The sequence below is a fragment of the Desulfobaculum senezii genome, from assembly GCF_054657395.1.
This window is the reverse complement of record NZ_BAAHYU010000003.1, coordinates 926,776-952,567: the sequence shown is the minus strand read 5'-3', so window position 1 is coordinate 952,567 and position 25,792 is coordinate 926,776. Positions and strand designations below refer to the sequence as shown.

Sequence of the window (25,792 nt, the reverse complement as noted above, 5' to 3'; positions counted from 1 at the left end):
AGCTCTTAGGTCGTTCGGCCTGAAAGGACGAAGGGCCTTAGAGATAAAGATAGCAGCGCTGCTCAAGGGTATGATACCCTTGAGAATCCCCAGGATTTTTTGAACGGAAGCCGTTCAAATAATATGGGTGAGTTCAATGGATAAGAGGTCGAGCCGGTTGGCGCTACGGGACAAAAGGGCTTGTATTGGGAGAAAGGGAGAATTCGCAGAAGCACGCGGGTCAGCCCATTCAACAGGGATCCTCACCGCCCATTCCACACCGCCAACGCCCCCCAAAAATCTCCCCATCCACACGGACGGGAGCCACACAGGGGTGACGACAGCCCCAGCCAAGAGCACCCGGCCTGTGCGCAAATGGGATTTTTAAGGGCCCACGGCCCTTAAACCTGCGGAGCAACTCTTCTCTTCGCCCTCTCTCCCCACACCTCACCACCTATCAGCCCCACGTCCCCCATCTTCCCCACAACAGGGATTCTCACCGCCCATCCCACACCACCAACGCCCCCCAAAAATCTCCCCATCCACACGGACGGGAGCCATACAGGGGTGATGACAGCCCCAGCCAAGAGCACCCGGCCTGTGCGCACATGGGATTTTTAAGGGCCCACGGCCCTTAAACCTGCGGAGCAACTCTTCTCTTCGCTCTTCTTCTCCTGTCCGCCCTACGCCAACGCCACAGTGCATGTCCAAAAAAAGGCCCGCTACGATGAGCGGGCCTTTTGGGTGGCGTTGTTGGACGGGGGTGGTGTTTAGAACGACTTAATGCGTTCCACCACGGTGTCGAGCTGCCGTCCGAGGGGGGTCTGGAGGGAGATTTCGCGTTCCACGTTGGTGATGCCCTTGAGGACGGTGGAGTGGCGGCGGTTGAACTGGCTGCCAATCTGCTTCAGACCGAGGTCGGTGTACTTCCTTGCGAGGAAGAAGGCGGTGTTTCGTGCCATGACGATATTCCGCTTACGGCTCTTGGAGGCGAGCTGCTCGTTGGTGAGGTCGAAGCTGGAGCAGATGTACTTGACGATCTTCTGAAGCCCGATGGAACGGGAGTCGTTGGTGACCGTGTAGTTCTGCAGCACTTCGGCGGCGAGGTCCATGGTGATGTGTTCACCGAGGAGCCGGGCTTTGAGCACGAGGTTCTGAATACAGCTTTCGATCTGGCGCACGTCGTCGCGGAGGTTATCTGCGAGGTATTCGGACACGTCTCCGGGGAGCACGACCTGATGCAGGCGGGCTTTGGAGTCGAGAATACGGCGACGGGTGTCGAAGTCGGGTGCGTCGATGGTTGCGAGGAACCCGGCGCACATACGCGAGGCCAGCTGGGAGTCCACGTCCTTCAGCTCACGGGGGAGGAAGGAGCTGGACATGACGACCTTACAGCCGCGGTTTTCGAGGGCATTGAGGGTGGCGAGCATTTCATCCTGCGCCACCTGACGGCCCTGCAGAAAGTGGACGTCTTCGAGCAGAAGGACGTCGAGGCTGTCGCGGTACTGGTTCTTAAAGCGTTCGACTTCCTTGGCCTTGATGGCAAGGATGAGCTGTCTGGTGAACTCTTCGGCGGTGGCGTAGCCAATGCGCACGTTGTCGCGGTTGGAGTGTCCGGCGACCTGCGAGCCGATGGCGTGAAGCAGATGCGTCTTGCCGAGGCCGGGGCCGGAGTTCAGGAACAGCTGATGCGTGGCCAGCTGGTCGCGGCAGATGCCGCTGGCGGCGGCAAAGGCCAGCTGATTACAGGGGCCGACGATAAAATCATTGAACTGAAAGCGCCAGTTGCTGAAACTGACGGGTTTGGGCGCGGCCGGTGTGAGATTGGGCAGGCCAATCTGCACGGGGCGAGCGGGCGCCTTGCGCGGGGTCCTCTGCGGGGCCTGCTGCGGTTCTGCATGCTGCTGCGGCTGCTGGGGCTGTGCGTGCTTTGGCTCCGGCTGCGACTGGGCGGCGGACACGGCGGCGGCCACGGTGGTGGCGGCGGCTTCGGAGGGCGCGCCTCGGGACGTCATGACGGGGCGCACTCCGCTGTGCTCGACGATGTCGCGATTCTTGCGGCGGTCCCTCTGGCGCACTTTGATGTCCACTTTGGGTCGTCTCCCGAGGACCTGAGTGGCGGCGTCTGCGATGACGTCGGTCAGCCTGTCCCCAATCCAGGAGGCCACGAAGCTGTTGGGCGCCAGCAACGTCAGAACACGATCGGAGACCTCGGCTTCAAGGGGTTTAATCCATACCTTGAACGTGCCGGGTCCGGTCGTTTTAGCGAGTATATCAGTTATTTGAGCCCAAGCTTCAGACATGAACTGTGTCCTAGTCAGGTTTCGAGAAAACGGCAACGAGTGATACTATCGCGTTGCACTTGAGTGACAACGCATGTTCTCCCCACGTACTGCCTCTTCCAAGTTGCCGTTTATATTCACAAATTTTGAAATCCACCAGAATCGGCCGTTTTCAGGCACCTCTTTTGAGGCGGCGCGGATAAAGGACCGAGAGATGACTTCACTTTTTTATCAACAGCGGTGGAAAACTTTTTCCACACCCTGCTCTGCGTTATCCGGCGAATTTCTCAGAAATTAAATCTTTTTCTCTGGTGCTACGGTGAAAATGTCAGCATTTCACCAAAAAATTCCTTGACAACGCCCTCCAGCCCCTTCGTGAGACCTTCTGGAGCCTTGCCCTCGTCAACAGGCGGGCGAAGATACACCCTGATGCCCCGCAAGACAACCGGAAATCATAGCAAAAACACGGCTGAGGGGAGGAATTGCACAGGCAAATCCCCTCAGCACAGATGTGGCGCGACTCCTCGGGTTCCGGGCGTCCGGTTGTTCCCGATTTCACGCGAAAAATAGGGCGGAGCCCTTAACCGGCGTCCGGTTGCGGCGTATCCTTCAACTCGTCCGGATAGTCCTCATGCGAATAGAGCTTCCACACTGTTTCGGGTGCGCCAAGCTCGATGAGCGTTTGCGCTATGGACTGCCCGCCGGCCCACCAGCGGTAGGCCTCGTCGCAGTCCCGGGGGATGATGAGCGCGCCCTCATCGGTGATGTAGGGCTTTGCTCCCCCGGATGTCTCGTGAGCCGTCGTCATGGTCTATTTTACTCCACGTCTCCGGCCAATTGCCGGAACTTGTCGATATCACGGGAAAATTTCTCCCGCAAGTCATCGAACACGACGGGCACGCGCCGTGCGAATTCGTCCAGCAGCGGCAGCATAACTTCGCGAATCTGCGGATGCGCGGCGCCATCGCAGCGCAGCTTGAACACGTGGCGCCATTCGCGCAGGTTTGCGGTCATGACGATTTCGGTCTTGAGGCTGTTGGGCAGGACGGAGCGGGCCTCCTGCGCCTTGGCGCCCTTGTCGATGAGGTCCAGATACAGGCGCTCGGCCTGTTCCATGGCCTCGTACCACAGGCGGTAGGCTTCTGAGTCCTCGTCCCAAAACACGGGCTTTACGACGGTAATTTCGTTGCCGAACTTATCCTTGGAGTAGTTGGCGTAGCGCGTGCTCTCCTGACTGAATGCGGCGATGCGGTGCCGCACCAGCTCGTGGGTGACGCCCCTGTCGCACACAAAGCGCACCGTGGCCGAGCCGTGCTCGATGACGCTCTCGTGCCCGCTGGCGATGATGCGCCGCACGAACTTGCGCGCGGAATCCGAGGTAATCTTGTCCTCGGACTTGTAGCAGGTGCGCCCTGCGGCCTCGATGTTGCGGATCATTTCCTCGCCGTCGGGCAGGAACATGATGTCGAAGGAAGGTCGTACGATCTTCATGCGTCGGGGAGTCCTATCGTAAAGTTAAAACGTTCTAGCTTTGGAAAAGTTTCATGTGCGTGTAGGCCTTGGCCGAGGCCACACGCCCGCGCGGGGTCCGCTTCAAAAAGCCACACTGGATGAGATACGGCTCGTAGATGTCCTCGATGGTGCGCACCTCTTCGGAACACGCCACGGCAAGGGGCTTCACGCCAACGGGCCCGCCCCCGTAATGGTTGATAATGGTCGAGAGGATTTTGCGGTCCATGTAGTCCAGCCCCTGCTCGTCCACATCCATCCGGGTCAGCGCTTTTTCGGCGATGTCGGTATCAATGGAGCCGCCGCCGTCCACCATGGCGAAGTCGCGCACGCGGCGCAGCAGACGGTTGGCGATACGCGGCGTGCCACGGGAGCGGCGGCCGATGATATAGGCCCCCTCCTCGGAGATGCCAACACCCAGAATACGCGCAGAGCGCTGCACCACGCGGGCCAGCTCCTCGGGCGAATAAAATTCCAGACGGTTGATGACGCCAAAGCGGTCACGCAGGGGCGACGTCAGCAGACCGATGCGCGTGGTCGCTCCTACAAGGGTGAAGGGCTCAAGGTCAATCTTCACCGTCCGCGCGCCCGGTCCCTGCCCGATAACGAGGTCCAGCTTAAAGTCCTCCATGGCGGGATAGAGCACTTCCTCCACGGTGGCGGGCATGCGGTGAATTTCGTCAATGAACAAAATGTCGTAGCGGCCAAGATTGGTCAGAATGGCCGCAAGATCGCCGCTGCGCTCCAGCACGGGGCCGGAGGTGGAGACAAGGTTCACGCCAAGTTCGGACGCGATAATCTGCGCGAGGGTCGTCTTGCCAAGGCCGGGGCTGCCGTAGAGCAGCGTATGGTCCATGGCCTGCCCACGCTCTCGCGCGGCACTGATGAACACGCGCAGGTTGGCCCGCAGGTCCTCCTGCCCGATAAATTCATCAATCCCCCGTGGGCGGATGGTTTCATCAAGGGTGCATGGGTCTTGAGACATCTAGTTCGCCTTGCTTTGAGAAATGGCCTTCAGCGCCTCGCGAAGTGCCTCGCCGACATCCAATCCCGGCTGCTCGGCAAAGACTTGTTCAAGCACCTCGCGTGCTTCGCCATCCTCATACCCCAGATTGGTCAATCCGGCCAGAGCGTCACGGAACACGGCAACACTGCGGCCGTCCATGTCGGGCATGGTCTGAGCCAGCTCTGCTGTGGCTTCCAGCTTGTATTTCAGCTCCACAAAAATGCGCTGGGCGCTCTTTTTGCCGATGCCGGGCACGTTGACAAGGGGCGTGTAGTCATCGGAGATGACAATGCGCCGCAGGTCGTCCGGGCCGTACTGCGAGAGGATAGCCAGTGCCAGCTTGGGGCCAACCTTGGTGATGCCAAGAAGTGTCTCAAAGGTGGTCTTTTCGTCCCACGTGGCAAAGCCGTACAGCTCAATGGCGTCCTCACGCACGATGGTGTGGACGAAGAACTCCACCTCGGCGCCGGTGGGCCCGAGAGCGGCAATGCCGGGAACGGTAAGGCCGATGTGATAGCCCACGCCGCCAGAGGTCAGCACCACACAGGCGCTGTCGGTCTTGGCGACGATGGTCCCCTTGACGAATGCAATCATCCTAAACTCCGGCCAGCCGCCGCATGCGGCGCATGTTGAGATGACAGATGGCAATGCCGAGGGCGTCGCTTGCGTCCTCCGCCCATCCGGGATTGCGCACGCCAAGGACCTGCGCCACCATAAAGGCGACCTGCGCCTTGTCCGCGCGCCCGGTGCCCACAAGGCTCTGCTTAACCTTGGTCGGCTCGTAGGCGGAGACGGGCAGTCCACCCACGGCGCATGCCGCGATGGCCGCTCCGCGCGCCTGCCCCAGCTTCAGGGCGCTCATGGTGTTCTTGGAGACGAACACATTCTCAATGGCGGCCTCATGCGGGCGGTGCGTCTCGATGAGCCCGGCCAGGGCGCTGTAGATGCGGCCAAGGCGCTCCCCAAGGTCCTTCACTGAAGCCACGCGTATGGTTCCGGCTTCAATAAGCTGGGCGCAACCCGAGATCTCGCGTACCAGTCCGTAGCCTGTTACGCGGGATCCCGGATCGATTCCGAGCACGATGGTCTCGCCGGATGTTTCACCCATATGCGTCACCTGACTAGCCAGCGTATTCCTCGAAGGCTTCGTCGGGCACGTTGGCGTTGTGGTGGACCTTCTGGACGTCGTCGTGGTCTTCCAGCAGTTCCAGCATCTTGATGAGCTTCACGCCCTGAGCGGTGTCCAGATCAATGTTGTTCTGGGCAATCATGGAGACTTCGGCGCTGGTGGGGGTCATGCCTGCGGTTTCAAAACCGGACTGCACGTCGGAGAAGTCCTCGGGGGCGGTGCGCACTTCCCATGCGTCATCGTCGTCGCGGATGTCGTCCGCGCCGGCCTCAAGGCCCACTTCCATGACCTGCTCTTCGGAGTAGGTTTCCTTATCGAAGTACAGGGTGCCCTTCTTCTCAAACATCCACGCAACACAGCCAGCTTCGCCCATGTTGCCGTTGTTGCGGGAGAGAATGTGGCGGATTTCGGCAACGGTACGGTTCTTGTTGTCCGTCGCGGCGTCCACGAGCAGAGCGACGCCGCCGGGACCGTAGCCCTCGTACATCACTTCAAACATTTCGCCGCCATCAAGCTCGCCGGTACCCTTCTTGATGGCGTTTTCGATCTTGTCCTTGGGCAGGTTCACGGACTTGGCGGCCTGCACGGCAGCACGGAGGCGGGCGTTGGTTTCAATGTCGCCACCGCCATCCTTGGCGGCGATGATGATTTCCTTGGCGGCCTTGGTGAAGGCCTTGCCGCGCTTGGCGTCCTGACGGCCCTTGCGATGCATGATATTATGCCATTTACTATGTCCAGCCATATTGTCCTCCGGCTCCTTTGTCCAAATTGTAGTCTTGAAAAAACGACACGACCCGCCCACCCCGTGCAGGAGCCGGGCGGCGCGTCCCTTACTCGGTCAGTCCTTTGAAGCCCATGCCGACGAAGAAGATTTCCTTGGATTCGGCACGGGAGCTTTTGGGCTTGAAGGTCTTCATGGTGTCAAAATAAAGGCGGAGCGTCTTGCCGTAGGCGGCTTCGTCCGGCCCCTGAAACACCTTGACCACGAAGTGCCCGCCCTTTACCAAGGTTTTACAGGCCACGGCAAGGGCTTCTTCAGCCAGATTCATGGACCGCGCCTGGTCGGTGAACTTATGCCCCGTGGTTTTCGGGGCCATGTCGGAGATCACCATATCGAAGGGGCCAACGGCCTCAATCTCGGCTTCGAACTCCGGCGTGCGTTCAAAAACGTCTTCCTGATGGAAGGCCACATTGGGCGGGAAGGCCGTTTCCGTGTTCTGAATGTCGGCGGAAAGAACGTATCCCTTCTCCCCCACCTTTTCGGCGGCGAAGAGCGTCCACGACCCCGGGGCAGCGCCAAGGTCCATGACCTTCTGCCCGGGTTTGAACAGCTTAAAGCGCTTGTCCAGCTCCTTGAGCTTATAGACTGAGCGCGCGGGATAGTTGTCCTTTTTTGCTTTAAGGAAATAATGGTCGCGGTACTTTTTCATGATGGTATCGCCTGAAGTGTGTCATCTTTTATCAGGGGCAGCGCCCCTGCACAAGCCGACGGAGTGCCGACAGTCCCATGCCGCATCGCCCCAAGCGTCCTCGCATCCAGACGGAACTCGGCAAAATGCAGACGCCACCTGACGGGGCGCGGCATATCGCGCACTTGCCCGGAAAGGGCGACGTGCTCATTCTCGGGGCCGGACCGGACCCGGCAACTGTTGCGGGGATGCTCCCGGCGGGAAAGGCCGTATACGTCATTGAGGCCCATCTGTTCAAGTCGCAGATGTCCGGGGACCTAAAACGCTCCATCCCCCCGCACTGGCGGGAGATTGCTCCCGATTCGCTTACCGACGACGCCCTGCGGGACGCGGATATTTTTCTTTATCGCCCCGGTTTGCGGCATTTTCCATCCTTTTTTGGCCCGCTTGTCGCCCGGTGCCGCTGGCTCAAGACCTTGGACTCCGGCATTCCGGAACTGCGGCGCTACGCCATCCTGCCCGGCAATGAAGACAGCCTGCTCATCCCCGAACTTCTTGACGCCTTTGAGCGTACGGGCCTGAAAACGCGGCGCGTGCACCCCAAGCAGGCGGGCTCGCTCATGCCCCACCTGCTCCAACGCGAGCGCCCGGCGCTGTTCTTCAGCGTCAATTTCAGCGGATTTGATCCGTACGGCGAGCTGTATGACCTGCTGCGCGCGGCGGACGTGCCTGTCGCCACATGGTGCGTGGACAATCCCTTCCACCTGATAAGCAGCCTGCGCTCGCCTTTCTGGCGCGTGATGCCCATCTTTGTCACCGACGCCTCCTTCATCCCGCTGCTGCACGATCACGGCGCGCAGCAGGTCTTCCACCTGCCCCTTGCGGCGTGGCCGGAGCACGCCGCCCCAACCGCTGACGCCGCCCCGAACTTTGCCGTAGAGGGCCGGCTCACCTTTGTGGGACGCTCGGCGTTCCCTAACAAGGGCAAATTCTTCGCCGGATGCAGGGTGGATGACGACCTCCGCGCCGCAGCGCAGGCCATGCTCTGCGCGGGCCAGCGTCCAGATTTCTCATGGTGGGTTGAGCAGACGAAAACCTCACCCCTCTGGCCCGGCAACGCCGTGCGAAACGCCGGATTCGGCGCAGAAGCCGCCAGCCGCCAGCGGCGCATCATGAGCCTGCAACACGCGGCCACGGGGCTACCGCTCGTGGTCTTTGGCGACAGCGCGTGGAAGGAGCACCTCCCGCAGGGCACGGATATCCGCTCCGGTGTGGACTATTACACGGAGCTCCCCGGCATTTACCGCCAAAGCGCATGGAACCTCAATGTGACAAGCCTGCTCCTGCCCGCAGGCCTGACCCAGCGGCACTTTGACGTCTGGGCGGCTGGCGGATTCCTGCTCACGGACGACACGCCGGGGCTGGACATCTTCCCGGAGGAGCTCACGCGCGAAATCACCTTTGCCGCGCCCGGCGACATCACGAAGCTCGCCAAACGCCTCGCCCCGGGCTCCACCCTGCGCAAAGACCTTACCGCCGCATGGCACCGCCATATCCTCGACCAGCACACCTACGGCCACCGCGTGCGCCGCGTGCTGGATATCCTCGGCATCGATTCCAGCCCCACCCCAAGCCCAATTCCCTAACCCCGCCCCCACCACCACACAAAATTTCCCCTTGCATCCCGCTGCGAAGGAGCGTAAATCCATTTCCGTTCCACGGAACACCACATGGGGATGTAGCTCAGTTGGGAGAGCGGCGCGTTCGCAACGCGTAGGTCGTGAGTTCAAGTCTCATCATCTCCACCAGAAATGACAAGGGCCTAGAGGCAATGCCTCTAGGCCCTTTTTCTTTTTTGGGGCACATGCGCTGTACGACTACACGAGGCTCACCGCCTTCAAGCCGTCACACATCGCAATACCCATGCCTTCGTCGTTGACCATTCGCAGTTGCAGATCAAGGTGGTAGCGTTCGGACATCAGCACTTATGGAATCCCCTCCCGCGTGTCTGGGGAACCGGCCAACGCACCGAACACAGGCCCCATCACACCAGCGCCCGGCGGACGGCTTCAATGCCGCGCTCCTCCAAGAAGTGCGGCACGCGCTGCATGGTGAGGGCGTTTTCGCGGTAGTAGTCGAGGAATCGGGCGATGAGGTCGAGGGCTTGCTCGGCGGATTGTTCCTCCGCCAGCACGTCGGCAACCCGCGCGCTGCATCCTGAGCTTCCGCCAACGAGCACGGTCCAGCCCTTGCGGGTGCCCACCAGCCCAAGGTCCCGGACGTAGCTTTCCGCGCAGCAGATAAAGCATCCGGACACGCCCAGCTTCAGCTTTGCCGGGACCGTGGCGCAGGAGAAACGCTTTTCGACTTCTGCCGCCATCTCCAGCGCGTCCTGCACGCCATACTGGCACCACTGGTTGCCGGGGCAGGCCTGAACGTAGTGCCCTGCGACCTTGAAGGGCAACTCGTCGCACACGGGGCCGACGTCGTCCTCCTTGAGGCCGATAAGCGTCAGGCGCTGGCCGGAGGTAATTTTGAGGACAGGGACGGCATACTTGCGGGCCACCCGCGCCACGGTCTCCAAATCGTCGGGGGTGAGCATTCCCGCTGGCGGCGTTACCCGCACACCGTAGGTCTTCTTGTCTCGCTGTTTGACACAACCGCTCGGGAGTTCGAACATTTTGGCCTCCTTGAAACAGTCTGCCGCAGCCTTCTGCGGATAGGACGTTATGCCTCTCGGCACCCACTGACTTCTCCACTCAGACCACACAGTCTGCCCAAGGCAAGGCATCAGAGCAACGGCTATATCACTTAAATAACTGTAAAAAAGTAGACACATTCCTTTCGCTTCGCCCCCCCCCTGAGCCCGGAACGACGCGACCTAGCGCCTCCCTGCGCCCACAGCCAAACATACGAAATCGCCCTCCCGCGCTTGCCCTACAGGCCTCGCCCTGCGGGCCACCAACGCAGACCAACCAGCCAATCCCCAGCCGCCAACGCCGGCAACTCCCCCGCCGCGCCACCTGCCGCTGGCGTCACGCCACTTCGCCGTGGCCTCTTGAGTTTCCCGGACGGCGGACGTATCCTCACTCGCCACGCCCACAGACACTCAGCGCCATGGAGCACAGCATGCCCGCAGCACTTCCCGAAGGCGAATACGTTGGCACCCGCTTCAAGGGTGAGGATTTCGCTGATGCGGACCTTTCTGAAATCGAATTCTACAACTGCACCTTTACGGACTGCGTCCTCCAGACGGCCAGCCTTCGGTTCAGCTTTTTTGAGAAGTGCCGCTTTGAGCGGTGCAACATGACGCTGGCGGAATTTCGCGGGGCGCGGATGGTGGACGGCGTGTTCAAGGACTGCAAGCTCCTTGGCATCAACTGGGGGGAATGCGGCGGATTCTTCCGGGCCAGCTTTACGGACTGCCTGCTGGACGAGGCCTCCTTCGCCAATATGAACCTGCAACGCATGCGCTTTACAGGCTCAACCTTCCGGGGCGGCACCTTCTCCAATACCAACCTCTCCCTCGCCAGCTTCGAAGACTGCGACCTTGAGGGCTGCCGCTTTAGTAACGCCAACCTCTACAAAACCGACTTCACCACGGCCCGAAACTACTTCATCAGCGCCGAGGACAACACCATCACCAAAGCCAAATTCTCCCTCCCCGAGGCCGTCTCTCTGCTGCGCAACTTTGACATTACGCTTGTGTAGATTTGGCCTGATGTGCAACATTTTCTCACTCCTCCCGGTGAATCATTCTCAATTTTATACAAACACCTTCCTTCCCCTAGCATACGAATTTGCATCGTACAGTTTCAACCAACGGCTATTTGCTAGACAAATTTGATTTAGCTTTTGACCATTGCGCTTGACGAGTAAAACGCATCTCGCCTATTATTTTTTTTTGCTATAATTTTACACTTTTCACTCAAACGCTCTAGCCTCACTGCACAAAACTCATCCACGACCCTTTCCATTGAAAGCTTTCTGTACAACTAATCCATACTTGAACATCGCAACATATTTCACGTTTTACCAATTCACAACGCGCAATTCATCGTTGCCAAACCAAATGGACACACCAATGTTTTCTATAGAAGATTTTAAATACCTTTGCGGTGAGAAATTCGCAACACATCGAAAATTCGCTTATTCTTCTCCTGCAGGCAAAGAGACTCGTATCGGATATATTCTTTCAAAGTCCAAAGGAAAAAAAGTTATCCATTTAGGCTTTGCGGACCACAATGCAGAAGTCATCACAGAAAAAATGGAGAAAGGGAACTGGCTTCACAAAAATATATGCGAAGTATCTACCCGATGCATTGGAATCGACATCAATGAAGAAGCGACAGAATTTGTCAAAGACCAGTACAATATTTCAGACATATATGCGGGTGACATTTTCACTGATGACTTTCCTGCTCTTTTTGAAGAGGAATGGGACTACATCATCCTTGGCGAAATCCTGGAGCATGTCGACGATCCCGTGTCTTTCTTGACTCGACTCAAAAATCGCATTGGCCCAATTGCAGAGAAAATCATCATTACAGTTCCTAATGCGTTTCACTATAAAAATTTTAGAAACGCATGGAAAGGTACAGAAGCTATAAATACAGACCATAGGTATTGGTTCACCCCATTCACACTTGCCAAAGTCATGACTCGCGCGAACATATCTATTGACGAGATTGTCTGCACTCAAGACAACTCATTCAAAACTGTTCATAACATTTCGTGGTACATTCGTCGTTTTCATCCAATGTTACGCTCTCGTATTGTAGCATGCGGGACTTTCAATTCGTAACATCCCCACCACAACAACAAAAGGCGGGACCGCTCAGGAGCGGTCCCGCCTTTTTCATACGGGGGTGGTCAGCGCGGGGCTGACTAGAGGCCGAGGGCCTCGCGGATGGCGTCAATGCCGTGGGCTTCCACGAAGCGGGCGACGCGCTGCTTCTTTTTGCCGTTCTCGCGGTAGTAGTCGAGGAAACGGTCGATACAGTCCAGCGCCTCTTCGGTGCTGAGGCCCTCGGTGAGGACGTCGGCGATGCGGGCACGGCTGCCGGAGTTGCCACCGAGGACGATGGTCCAGCCCTTACGGCTGCCAACAAGGCCAATGTCACGGACATAGCTTTCGGCGCAGCAGATGGGGCAACCGGACACGCCAAACTTAATTTTGGCGGGCACTGCGGCGCTGGAGAAGCGCTGGTCGATGGCGTCGGACATGGCGAGGGAATCCTGCGTGCCGAACTTGCACCATGCATTGCCGGGGCAAGCCTGCACGTAGTGGCCCGCCAGCTTGTAGGGCAGGGCCTCGCAGGCAGGATTAACGGCTTCTTCCTTCAGGCCGATGAGTGCAAAGCGCTGGCCAGAGGTGATTTTCACCAGCGGCACATTATGCTCGCGGGCAACCTTGGCCACGGCTTCCAGTTCATCGGGGGTCACCACGCCGGAACGCGGGGTGATGCGCACGGCGTAGGTCTCCTTATCGCGCTGCGCAATGCAGCTCGCGGGGAGGTTAGACATCTGGATTCTCCTTGAAATATGTGTCCCGCAGGGCTTGCGGGCATGGAGTTCTGGGAAATTGCCAAGGCGCGGCAGTGCCGCGCCGAGCTGTGCACTCTGCCCAAAACCGCGGCGCACTGCAACCGCAAATCCCCCCTCGCACAGGGCTATCCAGACGCACAAACGGCCCGAAGTCCGCAGGACTCCGGGCCGCAAAAGATGATGGCCGCCGCTGGTCAGTGGACCTTGCCGCAGCAGGAACCGGGCACGCAGCCCTTGTCCGAAGGACGACTGCCACAGCACCCGTGCCCGCCGGCATCCGGCGTGCGGGATGTGCTGCGCCCAACGCTTGAGGCACTGGTGGACAGCAGACGCTCGCCGCCTTCAGCGCCGCAGAATTCGCACGGCTGGACCGGGGCGTCCCCAATCTGCAATGCCTCATAGACCTTGCCACACGACGGGCACTTGTATTCATAAATCGGCATTCTTTCCCTCCTGAACTCTGCGCCCGGAAGCGGACCTGCTTCCGGGCGAATTGTGTAGACGTTTCCCCGCGCGCGTCGGCGCGGGATGGGGGCTAGTCGTCGCCCTCGCGGCGCAGGGCCTGACGCAGGGTGGCGGCCTCGGTTTCCAGCGCGCTCAGGCGCTGCTCCAGCGCGGCGCGCGAGCCTGCCGGAGCGCCGCCCCAACCGCTCCCGCGCCCCATGGCGCGGCCGCCGCCCATGCCACCACGAAAACCACGGCCACAGCCGCGTCCCATACCGCGAGGCGCGCCGCCCGTAGGGCCAGCAGGCCCCGCCGAGCCACAGCGCCCGAAACCGCCGCCAGTGCGCGGTCCCTGACCAAGAGGACCTGTTCCATCGAACCCAGGCATAGCGTTCCTCCTTTGCTGTTGTGACTGCATGGGGAAGAAACGCGTCCATGCGCTTCTTCTTCCTGTCTCCACAGCACAAGGCATGCCACAGGATGTTTTCCTATTATATAAGGCGACTATGCGCAGCAACAGTCACCTCACCCCGAGGACAAGGCGCATTTTTCGCCCTACACCAGCCTCAAGGCGGCGTACTCTGCGCCCCTCCCCTTACTTGGTGCGCACCCGGCGCGACACGGGCCGCGGCAGGCCCTGCTTATCGCTCCAGCCGGTAAACGCCGCGCCATACCGGAGGGGCAAAGGAAGCACGGTCTCCGGATGGGCCGCCGCATCCTGCAGCCCCCCAAGGGCAACAAAACGGCTCGACGCCCCATCCACCGCGCCAAGGCGCCGCCGCAACTCCCGCCACGACTGCGCTGGGTCCGGCCCGGCGCAAAGCCACAAAGACGGCACCTTCAGCCCCTCCGGCGCCAATGTCACCTGCCCGGTGCGGCGGGCTGGGCCGCGCGTCACAAGGGAGCAGACCAAAAAGCCCTGCTCCAGTTTCTTCGCCGCCAGCAGGGCCAGCTCGGCCCCGCCCTCGTCACCCCACAGCCCGACGCGGGATTCGGACAACTCCATCGCCGCGCGCAGGGCGCTGTGCGCCGCGAGGGCGTCGCTCACCTGATGCGCCCGGGTCAGCGGACCCGTCACCACGTCCGACCCGCCGCATCCACGCCCGTCGTACACCAGCACCGCGCACCCACGCAGGGCCAGCAGACGCGCCATGGACAGGGCCGATTCCTGCGGGGTGCAATGCTCACAGTGCACCAGCACAAACGCCGCGCGAATGGGCACATCCGGCCTGCGCACGATGGTGCCCTGAAGCCGCACTCCCTCATTGGTGATGGTGATTGGCTCCTCCGTAAAGGTAATGCGTGTGCCGTATTCCATGGGCGGATCCGGCGGCATCCACATCAGCTGGGCGGGCTTTTTGATGAGCGGATTGTTGTACCTGTCCTTCTTGGGCAGGATGGTCACGACGCCTTCCACAGGTTCCTCGGGCAAAAAGTCGGCCCCGTAGGCAAAAACCATTTCCCCATCGCGCCGCAGCGCCTTGAAGAGCCCGGTTTGCGAGTCGTAGAACAAGAAGGCGTCAAAGGCGTCGCGGCCGTCAATGATGCTGACGAAACGCTCGCCGCCCATGTGGTAGTGGCCGAAATAATCGCCGGGCACAAAGGTATCCGCGCCGCAGCGCTCCAGCGCAAAGGTTTGGGCGAATCCCGCAAACCCGCGCAGGCCGCCTACATGCACGGTTCCATCCTCGTCGGTGTAGGCGCCGGGCATGGCGGGCCCGTCATCTGGTGCGGGCTGTGAAGGGGCGGGCTTTGGTGGCGGAGGTGCAGACGCGGCGCCATGGCTGCTCACGGCCTTGGGAGCGCTGGGCTGCGGCGGCCCCGTATCCGGCAGAACAGCTGGAGGGCCAGATGGGGGATCAGATGCCGGAGCGGATGGCGGCGCAGAGGGCTCGGAAGACGCCGCCGGACGCGGCGCGGGCGGCGGTGTCTGGGGCTGTGGCGGCGTCGCCGTCACGGGTTTTTTCGCCGGATGGGCGGTGGTCTGCTCCTGAGGCGGTTCTGGCGGCGGCGGAACGGGCGGCGTCGCAGGGTGCTGGACCTCGGCCACCAGCGGCGGCACGCGGTCCACAATGTCCACGGTGTAGACGTCCGGACGCATGGGAATAAGCCGCAACTCCACGCCAGCGAGCCAGATGGCGGCGGCAAGCACCGTCACATGCAGGGCCGTGGACGCCACGGCGCAGAGTATCCGAAGCCAACGCATCCAGCCGCTCCTTCACGGCGCGCGGCGCGGCGGTATGCCGCACCCGGCGCGGGTCCCTCCAGTCTACACCAGTTCCAGAGCGGCATAAAGCGCAGTATCTTCATATGTTGCACGCCGTTGCGCCACGCGCCGCGAAAATCCTGCCCCTTCGCGGCCACCCGCGCCCAGCTTCCCCAGCCGCCGCGCACGCCATAGTCAGCCCTTGCCTCCCCAAATCCGGGCCACTATGCTGACCCGCAGGAGACGCCAATGAACCACCGCATCCACAAAAACGTCACAGACTACTACGACGCCAACGCCAAGACCTTCACGGCCGAGACCAAAGACCTTGACCTCTCCCACGCGTGGGAGCCGTTTCTCGCCGCCCTGCCAAGCCCAGCGCGCATACTGGACGCCGGATGCGGCTCCGGGCGCGACGCCCTCGTCTTCCTGCGGCGCGGACATGATGTCACGGCCTGCGACGCCTCCGCCCGCATGGTGGCCGAAGCCCGCGCGCACACGGGCCTGCCGGTGCACCACATCGCCTTTCACGACATTCCGTGGCAGCAGGCCTTTGACGGCGTGTGGGCCAATGCCTCGTTGCTGCATGTGCCCCATGCGGACCTGCCCACCGCCTTGGAGCGGCTGGGACGCGCCCTTATTGTTGGCGGCACGCTGTATGTCTCCTTCAAATATGGCGCGGACGAAGGCATGGCCCGTGGCGGAACGCTGTTTTTCTCCCGCTGCGACGAGGACAGAATGCGCCGCCTTGTGGAGGACCAGCCCACCCTGCGCCTTGACCGGGTGTGGACCACGCCCGATACGCGCCCCGGCCGCAGCCACCAGCGCTGGCTGCACGCCCTTATCACGCGCGTAGAGCCGTAAGGCGCCGCATGCTCCCGGCCGCGCCCCAGAAGGCCCGCCATCCACAAACGCTTTGACTCCATTCTTCACTATGCAGTAGACTCTGGCGCATATAACTCCGTGGTCCGGCTTGAGGTTCTTCGTCTTCAACCGCGCAAGGAGCACACAGGATGAGCGACTCCGATATGACGTCCACCACGCCCGCAAGCGACATTTTCCCCCCTGAACAGGCCGCGGGCATCACCATTTTGACCATTGACGACGAGGCCATGATCCGGGAAAGCATTCAGGCTTTTCTGGAGGACTGTGGATACAAGGTCCTGCAAGCCGAAAACGGCCGCGTTGGTCTGGACGTCTTCCGCAATAAACAGCCGGACCTCATTTTGGTGGACCTGCGCATGCCGGAGGTGGATGGACTGGACGTGCTGGCCAGCGTCACGCGTGAATCGCCGCTAACGCCCGTCATCGTCGTCTCCGGAACGGGCATTCTGCACGACGCCATCGAAGCCCTGCGCCTTGGCGCGTGGGACTATGTGACCAAACCCATTCAGGACATGTCCATTCTGGAGCGGTCCGTCACCAAGGCGCTCACCCGTGCCAAAAACCTGCACCGCCGCGTGCGCTACCGCGAGGAGCTGGAGCGCGACGTGGAACTGCGCACCCGCGAACTGCTGGAAGCCAACCACCGCCTCAACGAACAAATGCGCGAGCGTGAACGCGCCGAGCAGCGCCTCATCGATTCCCTGCGCGAAAAGGAAGTCCTGCTCAAGGAAATCCACCACCGCGTCAAAAACAACCTGCAAATCATCTCCAGCCTGCTCTACCTGCAATCCCAGCACATTGAGGACGACCACGCCCGCGCCGTGTTTACGGAAAGCCGCAGCCGCGTGAAATCCATGGCCCTCGTGCATGAAAAGCTCTACCAGTCGCAGGACCTCGCCCGCATCGACTACCACGAGTATCTCGTCAATTTCGTCGGCTACCTGATGCAGACCTACCACTCGCCCCAGCGCACCATTCAGCTGGACCTGCAAGTCGACGACGTCTATTTGCCCGTGGACAGCGCCATCCCCACCAGCCTCATCATCAATGAGCTGGTCACCAATGCCCTCAAGTACGCATGGGGTGAGGATGAATCCGGCACCCTTACCGTGTCGCTGGCCTCCAACGGCTCGCGCGTGGAACTGCGCGTCAGCGACGACGGGGCGGGGCTGCCAAGCGGCTTTGTGCCCGAGGACTCCGAAACCCTCGGCATGCAACTGGTGGTCAACCTCGTCACCCAGCTGCACGGCGAGTTTGCGGTCCGCACAGAGAGCGGAACCGCCTTTATCATCAGCTTTGGCGTGTAGCCCGCCACTTCCGCCACAGAACGTAAAACGGGCCGGGAGGCATTGCCTCCCGGCCCGTTTCGCATCGTTTCAGTACCGCCGCCCGCTACAGGCGCTTCATGGCGCGGCGCTTTTGCACGCGCGCGCCAAGGCCGCACACGGCGTAGACAACCACCGCCACGGCAATAATCGCCGCGCCGGAGGTCAGGTCAAACACATACGCCAGCGCCAGCCCCGCCACGCAAAAGCCCGCCGCAAGCAGCGCCGCCCGCCACATCATGGAGAACAGCGACGGCGCGCGGTGCACAACAATGCCCGGCGGAATGGACAACAGCGCAATGACAAGAATAAGCCCCACCACGCGGATGACCATCACCACGGATGCGCCAATCATCGCCAGCAGAACAAAATGCAGCGCCACCACCGGCACGCCGCGAACGCCCGCAAACGCGCCATCATAGGACATGGCCTCAAAGTCCTTATACAGCGTCAGCGTCACGCACAGAATCAGCACGTCCAGCCCCGCCATCAGCCATAAATCCTGCGTGGGCACGGCAAGGATGCTGCCGAACAGAAAGCTCATCAGGTCCACGTTGTACCCGGGGGTGAAGTCGAGCAAAATCATGCCCAGCGCCATGCCCCCGGCCCACATCACGCCAATGATGCTATCCGCCTGCTGCATATTGCGCGCAGTCACCGAGGCCATGGCCCCGCTGGCCGCCACGGAAAAACCCACCGCGCAGGGCAACACGGGCCAGCCCATGAACGACGCAAGCCCCAGCCCGCCGTATGCCGCATGGGCCACAGCGCCGGACAGAAACACAATGCGGTTCACCACCACAAGCGAGCCAATAACCCCGCAAGCGATGCTGGCCAGCATGGCCGCCATCAGGGCGTTTTGCATAAATTCAAACTGCAGCGCTTCTATCATCCACGGCCTCCGGCATCCTTTGTGGCTGAGCCGGGCACGGTGACGCCCCAGTTCTCGCTGTGTTCGCAGGGCGCAACAACGCGGTGCGGCACGTCCCCATGGGCAAAGACCTCCACCGGGCACGAGCCCTCGGGTTCACTGCCATACATCATCATGAGCATGTCGCGCGTAATCTCGGGCCGGTCATGGAAATGCAGGGTGCGGTTCACGCAGGCCACGGTATGCGCCCCTGCGGCTACGATGCTGAGGTCGTGGCTCACATGGACGATGGTCATATCCGCATTCAGCTCCGACAACAGTTCCAGCAGGCCGGAGCGGCCCGCGGCGTCCACGCTGGCTGTAGGTTCATCAAGCAGGAGCAGTTCCGGGTCGGACACAAGGGCGCGGGCGATGTACACGCGCTGGCGCTGGCCACCGGAGAGGCGGTCTATGCGCCGGGTGCGGTATTCCAGCATGCCCACACGGTCCAGCGCCTCATGCGCGCGGCGCTTTTCCTCGCGCGAGAAGAACCACCCGCGTCCGGTCTGGCCGATAAGGCCCATGAGCGCCACCCGCTCCACATTGATGGGAAAGTCGCGCGCGGCCTCATTCAGCTGCGGCATATAGCCAATGCGCGAAACCACGCGGCCCGGCCTTTCGCCCAGCACGCGCACGGTGCCGCTGACCGGCGTCAACGCGCCAAGCAGCAGTTTCAGGAGCGTGCTCTTGCCCCCGCCATTGGGACCAAGCACCGCCAAATAGTCCCCACGCTGGACCGAAAGGTCCACGCCGTCGAGAATACGGCCGCCCCCGTCATAGGCAAAGCTGACGCCTTGCATTGCAATCACAGTATCGTTCACAGTTCGCCTCCGGCGAAAAAAAGAGCGGACGCACCGCTCCATCATCATTCAACGGAAGAACGTGTTGTAATCCCGGTCCAAATTCTGTCAAGCACCTGCGGTGTCCTCCGGGGCGCCTTCCGCCTCGGGTTCGGCCTCGCACACACTGCCATTGGCGTCCACCAGCCGGACGCCCGCCTCGCGCAGCACAAAGGCGGCCGTGCGCCCCGCGCCGTGCGCCACCACAACCTCGTCGGGCCGAAACGACAACAGCCAGCGCCCCACAAGCAGCCCCTTGCCGCGCTCCGCCCCGGCGTGGGGGTTCTCCACCACTTCGGACTCCTGCACCTCGCCGGTTTCCGCGTCGACCACCTCAATGCAAAAGGACGGGGCCGAAGCAAAGTGCACCGGCGCCTCCGGGTCCGGACCGGGCATGGGCGTCATACGGCGGAAGGTGCTGCCATGGTCATGGTGGGTACGGATGTGCGCCATGACCACGCGCGGAAATTGCCGGTACAGGTCTTCCTCCAGCCGGTCGGCCACGCGGTCCGCCACGGTGTGCGACGCCGTGCGCAGCACCACATCCAAATTGATGATAAAGCGCCCGCCAGCGGTCCTGCCGATACACCGTTCAACATAGCGCACTTGCGGATGGCGTTCCACAAAGTCCACCACCTCGCGGCGCACGGACGGGTCCATGCCCGCGTCCATCAGGTCCTTGAGCGTCCGGAAAAGGAGTGAGCCGCCAGCCCAAAAAACAAACAGGGACACCGCCCCGGCGGCGTAGCGCTCCAGATGCAGGCCATAGGCCTGCCCCACAAGGCTGCCCACAACCACAAGGGTGGACAGACTGTCCGCCAGATAGTCCCGGGCATCCGCCACCAGCGCAGTGGACCCAAGGCGTTTGCCCTGCCCAAGCTGATACAGACCAAAGGCCAGCGCCACCACAAAGGACCCCACCGCAACAGGCAGGGCCACCTGCACATCAGGCACGCCCGGCGTCCCAAAAATCACCCAGCGCCCAATCTCATAGGCGGCAAGAATAACGGCGATGCTAATAACAAGGGTCGCCACGGTTTCGGCCTTGTACAGCCCATAGGGGAAGGACGGATGCCGCCTGCCCGCCAGCCACAGCCCGACCCACGCGGCGGCGGAGGCCAAAACATCCGTGGCCGAATGCAGCGCGTCGCCCATGAGGGCGGCACTGCCGGAGGCCACGCCCGCCACGCCCTTGACCACGGCAAGAGCGAGGTTCAGCGCAACGGATGCAAGGGCGCGCCGCCGTGCGGCGCTGATTTCCATGCGGGCAACATCCTGTATCTCCACGAAATTTCCTCCACTTCCCACAAAGGGCATTCAATGCGATAATATTCCTGACACGTTACAGACCAATCGCCCCGAGTCAATGCCGGGACCACTCTTTCTGCGTTGACCACGGGGGACAAATCGTGCATGCACGCACTGCCGGAAGGGCGCACCGCTGTGATGGGTCGGCCTCCGGACGTCACAAGAAAAGACGGTTTCCGCCATGCTGCATAAAAAAAATATACGCATCCTTGTGGCCGACAGGTCCGAGCTGATGCAAAAATACATCCGCCGCATCCTGCAGGACGACGGCTACCCAAACGTTGTGACCGCGGACACGGGCCTTGAGGTTATAGACCAGCTCAAGGCCTCGCACGTGGACTGCATTGTCTGCTGCTGGGATCTGCCCAAGATCAAGGGCATAGACATTCTGCGCAATCTGCGCGGGATGAACCGGACCCGCAACATCCCGTTCATCATGGTCACTGCCAAGGGCGGCGCGGAATTCCTTGCGCAGGCGCGCAAGTTTGGCGTCTCCGCCTATGTGACCAAGCCCTTCACCCCGGACACCTTCAAAAAGGCGTTCATCTCCGCCCTTGTCCGGCACGGGCACATCTCCCGCGCGGACTAGCCACGCGGCGCACTGCCGCGCTGCATCAGCAGATGCGACGTGACGTGCGCGTGGCACGTGTCTGCCGGTGCGCCGGCCCTCTCGCCCCCTGCAAATCAGGCCGAAACACACACGCTGGCGCAGAAGCGGTTGAGCACTTCGCGCAGGTCCGCGTCCTCCACGGGTTTGGTCAAAAAGGCAACCCCGCCGACCTCGCTGGCGCGCTGCGCCGTTACCGTATCCGACGAGGCCGACACGAAGACTACAGGCACCGGGCAAATGCCGCGAATGGCCTGCGCGGCCTCAATGCCGTCGCGCCGTCCGGCAAGGTAAACGTCCATAAACACCACATCCACAGGCCGCTGCCGGACGCAGTTCAGTGCACTGCCCGCGCAGTCCGCCACATCCACAGCCGTGATGCCCATGGCCCGCAGCTTGTACGTCAGCTCCATGGCGATAATGGTTTCATCCTCCACGACCAGCACTCGGCACATTGGCTCCCCCTTCACGCTCTGTCCCACAGCATTCTCACTTTCTCCGGTCTTCCGAAGTGTCCTATCCGGCCCGTCGCGTGTTCACGTCTTGTGACAGCAGTATGTCGCATCCCCCACAGCATGGCGCGTCCGCCACGCCCATGTACGATACACGGAAAAGCTGAATCGATACAAGAACGCTTTTATTGCGCACCAGCATCGTAGCCCGCCGCGCCCACCTGCAATACTCCGGTGTTCCATGACACTGCGCCGCCTTCAGCGCGCGTCTGCGCCCCGCATCGTCCGCGCCAGCACTCCTCCCATGCTCTGTCTTGCGTTCGCATCGACGAACACATACACTGCCAGTGCAGAAGACGGTCCATCCTGTCCGCCAGTCCTTGCAACACGCCGGAGGGTTCGCATGTCGTCCATCACCGCCACACAGCGCGCCGTACACGCCGTTTGGGGCATGTTCGCCGCAGATTCACTGGCCCTCACCGCCCACTGGATGTACGACACCGCCGCCATCGCCAAAGAGATCGGACGGCCGGAGAACCTCGCCGCGCCCGTTATTTCGCGTTTTCATCCCAACCGCAAAGCGGGGGAATTCACGCACTACGGCGACCAAGCCCTCGTGCTGCTGCGCTCTGTGGCGGCGGAGAAGGGGCTGAGCATTTTGGATTTCTTTGAGCGCTGGAAGGCGCTGTTTGCGGACTACGACGGCTATGTGGACGGCGCCACGCGCAACACCCTCGCCCGCATCGACTTTGGCGAAGGCCCGGACACGTCGGGGTCCAACTCCACGGACCTTGCCGGTGCCTCGCGCCTGCCCGTCTTGCTGCCGCTTTTCCCGGATGACGAGGAAGGCCTCGTGCAGGCCGCGCGGCTACAGACCAAGGTCACCCACAACTCCGCGCAGGTGCTGGACGCGGCGGAATTCTTCGCCCGCGCGGCATTTTGCGCCCTTGGCGGAGCAAGCATTGCCGACGCGGTAGACCACGCCGCCGGGTTTGACTACATCAGCGCGCCCATTGCCGCGTGGACCGACGAAGCCCGCCAGTACGCCTCGCAGGATGTTGTAGCCGCTGTGGCCCGCTTTGGGCAAAGCTGCAATGTGGAAGGCGCCTTCCGCGCCACGGTGCAGATTCTGCTCCACCACGCCGATGACCCGCGCGAGGCCCTTATCGCCAACGTAATGGCGGGCGGCGACAGCGCCGCGCGCGGCATGCTGGCCGGGGCCATCCTTGGCGCCAGCGGCGCGCCGGACGCCATCCCGGCTGACTGGCGCGACGGCCTCACGCACGGCCCGGAAATAGCGCGGCACCTTGACGCGATAACCGCGTAGCTTTTTCCTTCCACTAAAGTAGGGTTTTCAACCACCACCGGCCTTGGTATACCTGCGCTAGCCTTTTCGCAGGGGTGCCAGCCCTGTGCCCATCACACACACCGCTAACCGCATCAGGACGCCATGACGACGACACCCTTCCTGCGCTCCGTAGGCGCAACATTTCGCGACGCCACGCGCGCCAGCATTGACCTGTTCAAGGTGATGGTTCCCATCATCATCGCCGTCAAGATTCTTCAGGAGCTTGAACTTGTAGGCTACCTCGCCATTTCGCTGTCCCCGATTATGGAGATGGTGGGCCTGCCGGCCAGCATGGGCCTTGTGTGGGCCACGGGCATTGTGGTCAATATCTACTCCGCGCTTATTGTGTATGTCTCCATCGCGGCGGACGTTCACATGACCGTGGCGCAGATTACCACCCTCAGCACCATGCTGCTCATCGCCCATGGTCTGCCCATTGAGTGCAAGGTGGCCCAAAAATGCGGGCCGTCCCTGACCGGGCAGATGGTGCTGCGCGTTGTGGCGGCCCTGCTGTGCGGTTTTCTGCTGCATCTCATCTATTCCAACACGGGCACCCTGCAGGAAACGGCGCAAATCTTCTGGACGCCCGGCGCGCCGCCGGAAACGCATCTTGAATGGGCCATTGATCAGGCGCGCAACCTCTTCTCCATCTACTGTTTGGTGGTGGGGCTGATGTTCATGATGAAGATTCTGGACAAGCTGCGCATCACCCACGCCATCAACTGGGTGCTGCGCCCCATCCTGCGGCGCATTGGCATTGGTCCCTCCGCCGCCACGCTGACCGTTGTGGGCCTCACCCTCGGCATGGCCTACGGCAGCGGCCTCATCATCCACGAAAGCCGCTCCGGCAAGGTCTCGGACCGCGACGTGTTCTATTCCCTGACCCTCATGGGCATGGCGCACGCCCTTATCGAGGATACCTTGCTCATGACGATGGTGGGGGCGCATATTTCGGGCATCTTCTGGGGGCGCCTCGTCTTCTGCCTGCTGTTTATGGCGATACTGGTGCAGGTTGTCTCGCGCATGTCCAACTCGCGCTTTATGCAACTGTTCATGCACTCCTCACCAAATAAACAGCCCGCCTAACCGCACACAACAAAGCGGCGCGCCCCGGAGGTTCCGGAGCGCGCCGCTTCATTTTTAGCGCAACCATTCAATCCGCTGGTGAGGCAGGACCGCCGCGTACCACGCCGGCGCGGCGCACCCGCCGCACCAGCCCCGGCACAAACAGCGCCCCGGCGCAGCCAAAGGCCGCGCCGGCCAAAGACTTCAGCGCCACATGCGGCAGCGCCACATCCAGCTCCATCCCCACCAGCCAGTCCACAAGCAGCACGCCCGGAAAGCGGCACATCGCGGCCAGTCCGCCAACGCCACCGCACAGCAGCATGGAGCGCGTCACGTCGCCAGCCAGCAGCACCGCGCAGTCAATGACCAGCCCGGGCAGCACGAACTTGACCAGCATTAGCGGGCCGCCCTTGCCAGCGGCAAGGGCGATGGCCAGTAGCCCCGCCAGCAGCGCCGTGGCCGTGGCCACGAAGCGGCGGTCAATAAGCCCCCGCGCCACCAGCAGAAAAAATATCACAAAGAACATGGAATGCCCCGGAATCTTCAGATGCATCCGAAACGCCAGCTTGGACACCACAATAAGCACGGCGCACAGCCCTGCCAGCATGCCTTCACGCAGGTCCAGCCCGCCCCAAAATGTTTTGTCACCGCGAGTCATGCGCGTTTCTCCCTTGAATTCTGGTCCGGCGGACGCCGCTTCGCCCGCGCCATGACTTTTGCCGAAAAATCGCTTAGATTCCACCTGTTTTTCACACCGCACCCGGCCCGGCGTCCGCCGCCAGACCGACAAGGAGCCATTCATGCGCATCTACGCCAGCTTCGACGATACGGACATTGCAGGCGCACCCATCGGCACGGGGCGTCTGGCCCGGATGTACGCCGCCACCCTGCCGGAGCACTGCTCCATCTGGGGCGTGCTGCGCCACCAGCAACTTGTGGCCGAGGGCATCCCCTACACTTCGCAAAACAGTTCCGCCTGCGTGGTGGTGGACGTGCCGGGCGACGCCGTGGACGATACCCGCGCCCTGATGACGGAGCGCGCCGTTGACCACGTACGCCAGTACATGAGCGACGGCAGCGACCCGGGCGTGTGCATCGCGGACGAGCGCGACGACCTCTCCGCCCTTGTCCCCTTTGGCCAGCGCTGCACCGTGACCCCGGTCACCCAGCAGGACGCCATGGACGCGGCCTCCGGCGTCTTTCTTGTGGGCCTCGGCGGCACCAACGACGGCATCATCGGCGCCACCGCCGCCATCGGCCTGACCGTGGCGGGCTGGTGCGGCCGGTTTATTGAATTCGGCAACCTGCGGGGCTTTCCCGACCCGTGCCCGGTGAGTAAGCTGCACTCGCGCGGGGTGCGCGTGGTCTCCACGGACCGCAACGCCACAGTCCCCGCCCCGGAACACATGCTGCACCATAACGACTGGATACGTCCGCAACTCTGGGGCCATGGCCCGGTCCTGCCCGTGGTCGCCACCGCGCCGGGGCACTGGACCACCATGCACACCAAAAACAAAAAATAAGCACAAGGCCGCCTCCGGG

At 61.8% G+C, this 25,792-nt stretch carries 27 protein-coding genes and 1 tRNA gene; 10 read left to right on the top strand and 18 right to left on the bottom strand.

The window, feature by feature from the left end; all coding sequences use genetic code 11:
- Positions 1–749: 749 nt before the first annotated feature.
- The 8 genes from dnaA to ACYQ2T_RS13190 form a co-directional block, all read right to left on the bottom strand.
- Positions 750–2,282: a chromosomal replication initiator protein DnaA gene (gene dnaA, locus ACYQ2T_RS13225; RefSeq protein ID WP_459901184.1), complete on the bottom strand. Its 1,533-nt coding sequence runs from the start codon at positions 2,280–2,282 to the stop codon at positions 750–752.
- Positions 2,283–2,841: 559 nt separating this feature from the next.
- The gene (locus ACYQ2T_RS13220; protein ID WP_459901182.1) at positions 2,842–3,069 is read right to left on the bottom strand and encodes a hypothetical protein; all 228 of its coding nucleotides are present in this window, start codon (positions 3,067–3,069) and stop codon (positions 2,842–2,844) included.
- Positions 3,070–3,077: 8 nt separating this feature from the next.
- Entirely contained in the window at positions 3,078–3,752 is a 675-nt protein-coding gene (gene thyX, locus ACYQ2T_RS13215) for an FAD-dependent thymidylate synthase (protein WP_459901181.1), read from the bottom strand.
- Between the two features lie 34 nt (positions 3,753–3,786).
- A complete protein-coding gene (gene ruvB, locus ACYQ2T_RS13210) occupies positions 3,787–4,755 on the bottom strand; it encodes a Holliday junction branch migration DNA helicase RuvB (protein WP_459901180.1) in 969 nt (322 codons plus the stop codon).
- Positions 4,756–5,370: a Holliday junction branch migration protein RuvA gene (ruvA, locus tag ACYQ2T_RS13205; protein WP_459901178.1), complete on the bottom strand. Its 615-nt coding sequence runs from the start codon at positions 5,368–5,370 to the stop codon at positions 4,756–4,758. It abuts the gene before it with no gap.
- Position 5,371: 1 nt separating this feature from the next.
- Positions 5,372–5,884: a crossover junction endodeoxyribonuclease RuvC gene (ruvC, locus tag ACYQ2T_RS13200; RefSeq protein ID WP_459901176.1), complete on the bottom strand. Its 513-nt coding sequence runs from the start codon at positions 5,882–5,884 to the stop codon at positions 5,372–5,374.
- A gap of 13 nt (positions 5,885–5,897) precedes the next feature.
- Positions 5,898–6,647 carry a YebC/PmpR family DNA-binding transcriptional regulator gene (locus ACYQ2T_RS13195; protein WP_459901175.1) on the bottom strand — a complete coding sequence of 250 codons (750 nt, stop codon included), beginning with the start codon at positions 6,645–6,647 and terminating at the stop codon, positions 5,898–5,900.
- An 88-nt stretch (positions 6,648–6,735) separates the two neighbouring features.
- Complete coding sequence (locus tag ACYQ2T_RS13190; RefSeq protein WP_459901173.1) at positions 6,736–7,335, bottom strand: RlmE family RNA methyltransferase; 600 nt, start codon at positions 7,333–7,335, stop codon at positions 6,736–6,738.
- A gap of 125 nt (positions 7,336–7,460) precedes the next feature.
- Between ACYQ2T_RS13190 and ACYQ2T_RS13185 the strand changes: the two genes are divergently transcribed.
- Both ACYQ2T_RS13185 and ACYQ2T_RS13180 read left to right on the top strand, forming a co-directional pair.
- Positions 7,461–8,960 carry a glycosyltransferase family protein gene (locus tag ACYQ2T_RS13185; RefSeq protein ID WP_459901172.1) on the top strand — a complete coding sequence of 500 codons (1,500 nt, stop codon included), beginning with the start codon at positions 7,461–7,463 and terminating at the stop codon, positions 8,958–8,960.
- 86 nt (positions 8,961–9,046) lie between these two features.
- Positions 9,047–9,122: transfer RNA gene (locus ACYQ2T_RS13180), tRNA-Ala, on the top strand.
- 236 nt (positions 9,123–9,358) lie between these two features.
- On the opposite strand, the gene ACYQ2T_RS13175 is transcribed toward ACYQ2T_RS13180, so the two are convergent.
- Positions 9,359–9,994, bottom strand: a complete 636-nt coding sequence (locus tag ACYQ2T_RS13175) for a nitrite/sulfite reductase domain-containing protein (protein ID WP_459901170.1) — start codon at positions 9,992–9,994, stop codon at positions 9,359–9,361.
- Between the two features lie 449 nt (positions 9,995–10,443).
- On the opposite strand from ACYQ2T_RS13175, the gene ACYQ2T_RS13170 reads away from it, so the two are divergent.
- Positions 10,444–11,025 (top strand): pentapeptide repeat-containing protein, encoded by a 582-nt coding sequence (locus tag ACYQ2T_RS13170; protein WP_459901169.1) that lies wholly within the window; start codon positions 10,444–10,446, stop codon positions 11,023–11,025.
- A 373-nt stretch (positions 11,026–11,398) separates the two neighbouring features.
- A complete protein-coding gene (locus ACYQ2T_RS13165; protein ID WP_459901167.1) occupies positions 11,399–12,118 on the top strand; it encodes a methyltransferase domain-containing protein in 720 nt (239 codons plus the stop codon).
- An 83-nt stretch (positions 12,119–12,201) separates the two neighbouring features.
- On the opposite strand, the gene ACYQ2T_RS13160 is transcribed toward ACYQ2T_RS13165, so the two are convergent.
- From ACYQ2T_RS13160 to ACYQ2T_RS13145, 4 genes are all read right to left on the bottom strand, one after another.
- On the bottom strand, positions 12,202–12,840 hold the full coding sequence (locus ACYQ2T_RS13160; RefSeq protein WP_459901166.1) for a nitrite/sulfite reductase domain-containing protein: 639 nt from the start codon (positions 12,838–12,840) through the stop codon (positions 12,202–12,204).
- Between the two features lie 215 nt (positions 12,841–13,055).
- Complete coding sequence (locus ACYQ2T_RS13155) at positions 13,056–13,304, bottom strand: FmdB family zinc ribbon protein (protein WP_459901165.1); 249 nt, start codon at positions 13,302–13,304, stop codon at positions 13,056–13,058.
- A 92-nt stretch (positions 13,305–13,396) separates the two neighbouring features.
- Positions 13,397–13,693 carry a DUF5320 domain-containing protein gene (locus ACYQ2T_RS13150; RefSeq protein ID WP_459901164.1) on the bottom strand — a complete coding sequence of 99 codons (297 nt, stop codon included), beginning with the start codon at positions 13,691–13,693 and terminating at the stop codon, positions 13,397–13,399.
- Between the two features lie 207 nt (positions 13,694–13,900).
- Positions 13,901–15,511, bottom strand: coding sequence for an alpha/beta hydrolase family protein (locus tag ACYQ2T_RS13145; protein WP_459901162.1), 1,611 nt, complete (start codon positions 15,509–15,511; stop codon positions 13,901–13,903).
- A gap of 249 nt (positions 15,512–15,760) precedes the next feature.
- Between ACYQ2T_RS13145 and ACYQ2T_RS13140 the strand changes: the two genes are divergently transcribed.
- Complete coding sequence (locus ACYQ2T_RS13140; protein ID WP_459901161.1) at positions 15,761–16,375, top strand: class I SAM-dependent methyltransferase; 615 nt, start codon at positions 15,761–15,763, stop codon at positions 16,373–16,375.
- Positions 16,376–16,524: 149 nt separating this feature from the next.
- Positions 16,525–17,703 carry a histidine kinase dimerization/phosphoacceptor domain -containing protein gene (locus ACYQ2T_RS13135; RefSeq protein WP_459901160.1) on the top strand — a complete coding sequence of 393 codons (1,179 nt, stop codon included), beginning with the start codon at positions 16,525–16,527 and terminating at the stop codon, positions 17,701–17,703.
- A gap of 85 nt (positions 17,704–17,788) precedes the next feature.
- Here the strand turns inward: ACYQ2T_RS13135 and ACYQ2T_RS13130 are convergent, their stop codons facing one another.
- The 3 genes from ACYQ2T_RS13130 to ACYQ2T_RS13120 all read right to left on the bottom strand — a co-directional run bounded on the left by ACYQ2T_RS13130 (position 17,789) and on the right by ACYQ2T_RS13120 (position 20,757).
- Complete coding sequence (locus ACYQ2T_RS13130; RefSeq protein ID WP_459901158.1) at positions 17,789–18,613, bottom strand: metal ABC transporter permease; 825 nt, start codon at positions 18,611–18,613, stop codon at positions 17,789–17,791.
- Complete coding sequence (locus ACYQ2T_RS13125; protein WP_404843350.1) at positions 18,610–19,452, bottom strand: metal ABC transporter ATP-binding protein; 843 nt, start codon at positions 19,450–19,452, stop codon at positions 18,610–18,612. The genes ACYQ2T_RS13130 and ACYQ2T_RS13125 overlap by 4 nt, the downstream gene beginning before the upstream one ends.
- A gap of 87 nt (positions 19,453–19,539) precedes the next feature.
- Positions 19,540–20,757, bottom strand: coding sequence for a cation diffusion facilitator family transporter (locus tag ACYQ2T_RS13120; protein WP_459901156.1), 1,218 nt, complete (start codon positions 20,755–20,757; stop codon positions 19,540–19,542).
- 202 nt (positions 20,758–20,959) lie between these two features.
- Between ACYQ2T_RS13120 and ACYQ2T_RS13115 the strand changes: the two genes are divergently transcribed.
- Complete coding sequence (locus tag ACYQ2T_RS13115; RefSeq protein ID WP_459901154.1) at positions 20,960–21,367, top strand: response regulator; 408 nt, start codon at positions 20,960–20,962, stop codon at positions 21,365–21,367.
- A gap of 95 nt (positions 21,368–21,462) precedes the next feature.
- On the opposite strand, the gene ACYQ2T_RS13110 is transcribed toward ACYQ2T_RS13115, so the two are convergent.
- A complete protein-coding gene (locus ACYQ2T_RS13110; protein ID WP_459901153.1) occupies positions 21,463–21,840 on the bottom strand; it encodes a response regulator in 378 nt (125 codons plus the stop codon).
- Between the two features lie 400 nt (positions 21,841–22,240).
- On the opposite strand from ACYQ2T_RS13110, the gene ACYQ2T_RS13105 reads away from it, so the two are divergent.
- Together ACYQ2T_RS13105 and ACYQ2T_RS13100 are read left to right on the top strand one after the other, a co-directional pair.
- On the top strand, positions 22,241–23,164 hold the full coding sequence (locus ACYQ2T_RS13105) for an ADP-ribosylglycohydrolase family protein (protein ID WP_459901151.1): 924 nt from the start codon (positions 22,241–22,243) through the stop codon (positions 23,162–23,164).
- A 123-nt stretch (positions 23,165–23,287) separates the two neighbouring features.
- Entirely contained in the window at positions 23,288–24,271 is a 984-nt protein-coding gene (locus tag ACYQ2T_RS13100; RefSeq protein WP_459901150.1) for a hypothetical protein, read from the top strand.
- A 67-nt stretch (positions 24,272–24,338) separates the two neighbouring features.
- On the opposite strand, the gene ACYQ2T_RS13095 is transcribed toward ACYQ2T_RS13100, so the two are convergent.
- A complete protein-coding gene (locus ACYQ2T_RS13095; RefSeq protein WP_459901148.1) occupies positions 24,339–24,908 on the bottom strand; it encodes a hypothetical protein in 570 nt (189 codons plus the stop codon).
- A gap of 142 nt (positions 24,909–25,050) precedes the next feature.
- Here ACYQ2T_RS13095 and ACYQ2T_RS13090 point away from each other — a divergent pair, with 142 nt between their 5' ends.
- On the top strand, positions 25,051–25,773 hold the full coding sequence (locus tag ACYQ2T_RS13090) for a hypothetical protein (RefSeq protein WP_459901147.1): 723 nt from the start codon (positions 25,051–25,053) through the stop codon (positions 25,771–25,773).
- Positions 25,774–25,792 lie beyond the last annotated feature (19 nt).